Annotated in this window: 4 protein-coding genes; 2 read left to right on the top strand and 2 right to left on the bottom strand. The window is 38.7% G+C overall.

Features of this window, described 5'->3' with window-relative positions:
- A partial coding sequence (locus ACJAT7_RS17245) for a hypothetical protein (protein WP_415228038.1) occupies nt 1–233 on the top strand: 233 nt, incomplete at its 5' end.
- 274 nt (nt 234–507) lie between these two features.
- A complete protein-coding gene (locus tag ACJAT7_RS17240) occupies nt 508–2,868 on the top strand; it encodes a glycoside hydrolase family 3 C-terminal domain-containing protein (protein ID WP_415228037.1) in 2,361 nt (786 codons plus the stop codon).
- Nucleotides 2,869–3,233: 365 nt separating this feature from the next.
- On the opposite strand, the gene ACJAT7_RS17235 is transcribed toward ACJAT7_RS17240, so the two are convergent.
- Nucleotides 3,234–5,234, bottom strand: a complete 2,001-nt coding sequence (locus ACJAT7_RS17235) for a methyl-accepting chemotaxis protein (RefSeq protein ID WP_415228036.1) — start codon at nt 5,232–5,234, stop codon at nt 3,234–3,236.
- Nucleotides 5,235–5,295: 61 nt separating this feature from the next.
- Nucleotides 5,296–5,469, bottom strand: coding sequence for a hypothetical protein (locus ACJAT7_RS17230; protein ID WP_415228035.1), 174 nt, complete (start codon nt 5,467–5,469; stop codon nt 5,296–5,298).
- Between the last annotated feature and the right edge of the window lie 609 nt (nt 5,470–6,078).

The raw sequence follows: 6,078 nt of genomic DNA, 5'->3' as shown, positions 1-6,078 counted from the left end.
CAGTGTTAAATTCAGTTAACGATTCAGCGCCACAACTAGAAGAAAAAAAGAGCATAAAAGTCAGTGAGCCTTTGGATCTGAAAAACCCGGCTCCGGAATTAAGTTCAGTGAGTGATTCAGACCTAAAACAGAAAGAAAAGACGAACGCAGAAAACATTGAGTACGAGCGCATGAGATCTGAATTAAAGCGACTTAAATCTCAAGCCCCCGTTAAACCACGTAGTTATTATTAACCTGCAATTAAATGAATAAGGGCAGAGTCATGGATCTTACAACCATTAACCCTGCCCTGATTTTAAAGGTAAGTTGTTCACAATCAAACGGCTTATGCAACTTCATAATAACGCATTGTTCACATTTTCCATGGTTAGTTATGTATCAAAAAACCTCTTAATGTAACTAAATGTAAATGCGCGTTGTGGGCGGGAAAAGTGTGATTTAACTCATTAATATTTATCAGAAAATTGCTAGATTAATAACTTCTTTTCATGTCAGGAATAATCATCAATGAAGTTTAAAAAATTCAAAATGAAACCATTAGCATTACTTTCTCTTGCACTATGGCAACCGACTTTGATGGCGCAAAATGTGCCGCAGTTAGGCGTAGATTCGATTGAAAACGTTATCGCGGCAATGACCGCTGAAGAAAAAGTAAGTTTGGTTACCGGTACCGGTATGCCGGGATTTGACGGGTTAAAGCCTGTCGTTGGCGCAATACAAGGGCGTGTTCCGGGCGCCGCGGGAGGCACCTTTGCTATCACACGTTTAGGTATTCCGGAAATTATTGTTGCAGATGGCCCTGCCGGGGTGCGCATTAGCCCAACACGTGATAATGATAAGGCAACCTATTATGCGACTGCATTTCCGGTGGGCACGGCGCTTGCCTCAACCTGGAATACGCAACTGCTAGAGCAAGTCGGTAAAGCTATGGGCAGTGAAGCGAAGGAATATGGGCTTGATGTATTGTTGGGCCCAGCTTTGAATATTCATCGTAATCCGCTTTGTGGCCGAAATTTTGAATATTATTCTGAAGATCCATTGATTTCAGGTAAAACGGCAGCGGCGATGGTAAATGGTATTCAGTCCAATCACGTTGGCACATCCATTAAACATTTTGTAGCCAATAATCAGGAAACCAACCGCTTATCGATTAATGAAACGATCAGTGAACGGGCAATGCGCGAAATTTACCTGAAAGGTTTTGAGATCACGGTTAAAGAATCTCAGCCATGGACTGTGATGTCCTCTTATAATTTAATTAACGGCACCTATACATCAGCACGCAAGGATCTGCTCAGCGATATTTTACGTGATGAATGGGGATTTAAAGGCGTGGTGATGACCGATTGGTTTGGCGGATATACAGGCTTTAACCAGATTGGCTCTGAGGGCTCAAGCAATAATGAAGTGGCGCAATTAACCGCGGGTAATGATCTATTAATGCCCGGGCTGGATGCACAAAAAGCAAGCATTCTTGCCAGTCTCAAAAATGGCCGCTTAACGGAAGCACAAATTAATACCAATGTGCGCCGATTATTAGAGCTTATTGTTAAAAGCCCCTATTTCCATCAATATTCCTATAGTGATACCCCGGACCTGCAAGCGCATGCGCAAATAACACGCCAAGCAGCTGCTGAAGGTATGGTGTTATTGAAAAATGAAAAGCATGTATTGCCCTACTCCAACAAAACGCAGCCAATTTCCGTATTTGGCGTGAATGGTTATAACTTTATTTCCGGTGGCACGGGCAGTGGTGATGTGAATGAAGCCTATACGGTTTCTTTATTAGAAGGTTTAACAAATGCCGGCTATAAAATCGATAGTGATTTAGAAGCCTTATATACGCCGTTTACCCAACAAGCCAAACATGTTGAACAAGCAAGACGTGAAAAAGCGGGCTTCTTATCAACACCGCAACGTTTTGTGGAAATGGACTTATCATCAGCGCTGATTGCCGAAAAAGCAAAATCCTCCGATATCGCCTTGATAACGATTGGTCGTAACGCCGGAGAAAATGCTGACCGTCAAGTGGCTGATGATTTTAATCTCGCTAATGATGAAATAAAGTTACTTGATCAAGTATCAAAAGCTTTCCACGCGCAAAACAAAAAAGTCGTGGTTATTTTAAATATTGGCGGTGTGATTGAAACGGCCAGTTGGAAAGATAAAGTGGATGCGATTCTACTCGCTTGGCAACCGGGCCAAGAAGGCGGCAATTCAGTTGCGGATATTTTATCGGGTAAGGTTAACCCCTCAGGCAAGTTGACCATGACCTTCCCGGTTAATTATAGCGATACGCCTTCGGCTAAAAACTGGTTAGGCACGCCAAAAGATGACCCTAAACAGGTTTCTTACGAAGAAGGGATTTACGTCGGTTACCGTTACTTTAATAGCTTTAATGTAAAGCCTTCCTATGAATTTGGCTATGGCTTATCTTACAGTGATTTTGATTTCACCGATCTGCAGGTTAACGCAACTCAGGTTGTCGGGCAGTTCAACACCTCGGTGACCATAAAAAACATCGGTAAAGTAGCGGGTAAGCAAGTGGCTGAATTATACCTCTCGGCGCCTGCCAAAATGATAGATAAACCCACAGCAGAGCTAAAAGCGTTTGCAAAAACCAAGATATTACAACCAGGTGAATCGCAAACCTTAACTATGCCTCTACAGCCTAAAGATCTTGCTTCTTTTATCCCATCTCGCAGCGCATGGATAGCAGAAGTTGGAACTTACAATGTCGCCATAGGGACATCTTCACTGGATATTAAACAAAACGTTAAGTTTGACTTGAGCCATGAAGTGATTGCAGAAAAAGTGCATAAAACCTTTGCGCGGGATAAGCCATTAGTGGAATTGAAAGCAAAATAGTCTGCTTAACATGCATCTTAAAGGGCAGCGCGTCGATCACAATCAGAAATAAACTGACAGTAATCGCCGCCTTGTCTTTTAGGGAAAAACTGCGCGGAAGCAGATAAATACAATATCCCCTTATAATTCAAGGGGTATATGGCAGAGTTAATGACATCTAAGGAGTTTGTTTATCTGTATTCTGCATTCTTAAATTTTCAAGCCGAGAGATTAAAATAGATCGGCTTGAAAACTAGCAGTTGCCATATTGGTAATGAATTAATGCACAAGTTTAATCGTTTTGCCAAGGTGATCAAACAAATAACGGCGGCTTGAACAGAAAGATAAGCTTGCTTCACTGTGTCGTTTAGCCACCTTATCCGATCTTAAATAAGGGTAAACTTGCTGATATTATCCTTTTGTTCATTTGAAAGTTGGCTAAGGCGTTGGCCTTCAATGGCTAATTGTATGATTATGTTACTATTGTCATTGGCGAGTTCATCTAGCCGATTAATATTTACGGCGACTTCTTCACTTGTTAAACCTTGCTCTCGTGTAGCTTGAAATATATTGACAGATATATCTCGCATCACAATAATATCATTTGAAACTTCTGACATTGCATTTTGCATTTCATAACTTCTCAACAGACTGTCTTCCATGATAGAAAGGCTGGCACTCATCTCCTCACTGGCATTTTGTGTCTGAATGGTGAGTTTTGATATAACCCCTTGTATTTCTTTTGTTTGTTCTGCCGTTCTAATAGATAGGGCGCGTACTTCATCCGCAACTACCGAGAATCCTCTTCCTGCATCACCAGCTCTGGCAGCTTCAATTGCGGCGTTGAGGGCCAGCAGGTTAGTTGCTTCTGAAATAGAATTAATTACATCAAGTACTTTTGTGATGCTGTATACCTCATTTGATAGGTTTTTAAGTGAATCGTGAGTACTTTGGATTTGTTGGCTTAGTATTTTGGTTGTATTGGTATTGTCCATCATCAATTTAGAGCTATTAATAATACGTTCTTCAGTCACCACCGTTCGTTGCTGGGCATTTTCTGCTATTTCAGCAACTTGCTTTGTCGAATGAGCCATTTCAGTTATCGCTGCAGCAATACTGGATAATTCCGTATTTTGATCGTTGTATTGATTTTTTACTTTAGAAGTGGCTTGCACATTATGTGTAGAAATATTATCAAGTTCAGTGGTTATTGTTTCTATCTGTTGCAAGCTTTTTGAGGTGTTTTCTGCCACGCTATTAATCCAATTGGCGACATCTTTAAATTCCCCAGACCATTTTGTAGACATGCGGGAAGAAAAATTTCCATCAGCCATTTTGACAGTTACTGAGGCAAGATCTGACAGAGGTTTTTTTAAACTAAGCGCAAGAACAAAACAGGAAATAAAAGAAACAATAAGGGCTAAAAGAGTACTAATTGCAGATCCTTTTAGGGCAAAGTTGGTTTTAGCTTTTGCTATATCCTGAGATGTACTGACTTTCTCTTCAACATCAGCTAGAAGCTGTGCTATTTCTTTAATTTGCTCATCAACTAGAATAGATATGTTTTCTCGATAAGATGACATCGCTTCTATATTTTTTTGCAAGATCAGTTTCTTGGCAAATAGACCTTTGTCATCATTTATATCGAGTAAAGCTTTTTTCCAAACAATACTAAATCGTTTGTCATTTATTAGATTAGGTAATGCTTGTTCAAGTTTATTGTAACTTTCTGATAATTTTCCTGACATATACCTTAGCATGTCAAGCTTCTCATTAATATCATATGCGGATTTTGCATTAAATAATTCAATAGCGTTAAATATGACCTGACGGTGTAAATTCGTAAACACTTCAAATTCATCAATAGTTACTTTGCTTAGCGAATGCTCAACAGAAAGATTTTTATCTAAGAGTGAAGTTATAGATGAAAACTGGAATAAAAACTTACTATACAATTTATCTGTTTTACGAGTTCCACTAAAGTTCTCGCTTAGTTTCAGAGACGCTTCTTGAACTTGCTCATTGACCAATGCAAGTACTTCTGTGGTACCTGAAATCGCATCCTTATTTCCATTCATTATTTGGTTTTTATTACTTTCATACTCACTATAAAAAGAATTCCAGTTTTCTATTGCAAGGCTTAAATCATAACTTGATTCTACCAACAGTAATTCAGATGATCGCGTATCCGCTTGTAGTATCGTACTTTGAGCAAAGAATGAACTTTTCATATCAGGAAGTGTTCTTATTGAAAAGTCTTCATTAAATTTTTGAAGATTCTTTAATTCATAAATTCCGACAGAAATTGAAATAACAAAAAATATAATAACAAATAAAAATGATAGAACTACTTTAGTTACAGTTCCCATAGATTTTAAATTGAGCATAGTATTCTCCTGTAATATTTAAATAAGTTGTGTTTGAAATTAATATGTAAACTGTTTTTTATCAAAAGGTACTAGTCTGAAATGAGATCACCTTTTTAAACTTAACGGCATCATCTTCTCGTTGGCTTGGTTGGTGAACAACGAGGCTACTTACCCAACTAAAATCACTAGGGCCTAAAATGGTTGGGATGTAGTTTTTTTTAATCGACGCTTTTTCAATAAGTTTGCTATCCATAGATTCTTTGCTGCGATTGCTTTTTGTAGAAAAGCTAAATAGTCATTAAAATCCCCTATTGATTTTAATGATCGTAATTTCAATATTGTTTCGGCTCCTTTTAAACTTCAACGAGATCCCGTAATATCTAAGCGGTCATTTATAAGAGGTAGGCAAACTCCTTCAATGACGCTACTCACATCTTTTGTTAATACTTCTCCATATTGCAAACGGAGCTTGTTTTTTAATAAGTAATCCGCACATTTATCAACATTTGCGCGTAAGATTAGACACCATTTCGTTGCGCTACCTTTGCCACTTGAGCACGTTCTTTCCCACCCATACCTTCTTTTTTATAAAAATACCATGCTGCTTACCACACAGCTATTTGCAAAACAGAATGTTAAGCCACTAACTAACAAGGGATTTTTTTCACTTGGATCACCTATAACATCGTAAAGTAACAACTGAACGGCCAAGCTAAATAAGCATTGCCATTATATGTACAGCAATTGAAGGAAACGTAAATAAAAAAGCATGAAGAGGCGATACAGCTACTCAAATAATGTTGATTGGGTGCGTTTTGCGATGTAACAATTAAATTTGTTACATCGCGGCCTCTCATCTTAG

Origin of the sequence: Psychromonas sp., from assembly GCF_047632995.1 — a bacterium.
Classification (GTDB): Bacteria; Pseudomonadota; Gammaproteobacteria; order Enterobacterales; family Psychromonadaceae; genus Psychromonas.
Note: the sequence above shows the minus strand (reverse complement) of the source record. Positions and strands in the feature narration are given on the sequence as shown.

Excerpts from the sequence above, each read along its gene's own strand:
- ACJAT7_RS17240 (WP_415228037.1), top strand. The coding sequence starts at position 508 with ATGAAGTTTAAAAAATTCAAAATGAAACCATTAGCATTACTTTCTCTT.
- ACJAT7_RS17235 (WP_415228036.1), bottom strand. The coding sequence starts at position 5,234 with ATGCTCAATTTAAAATCTATGGGAACTGTAACTAAAGTAGTTCTATCA.
- ACJAT7_RS17230 (WP_415228035.1), bottom strand. The coding sequence starts at position 5,469 with ATGGATAGCAAACTTATTGAAAAAGCGTCGATTAAAAAAAACTACATC.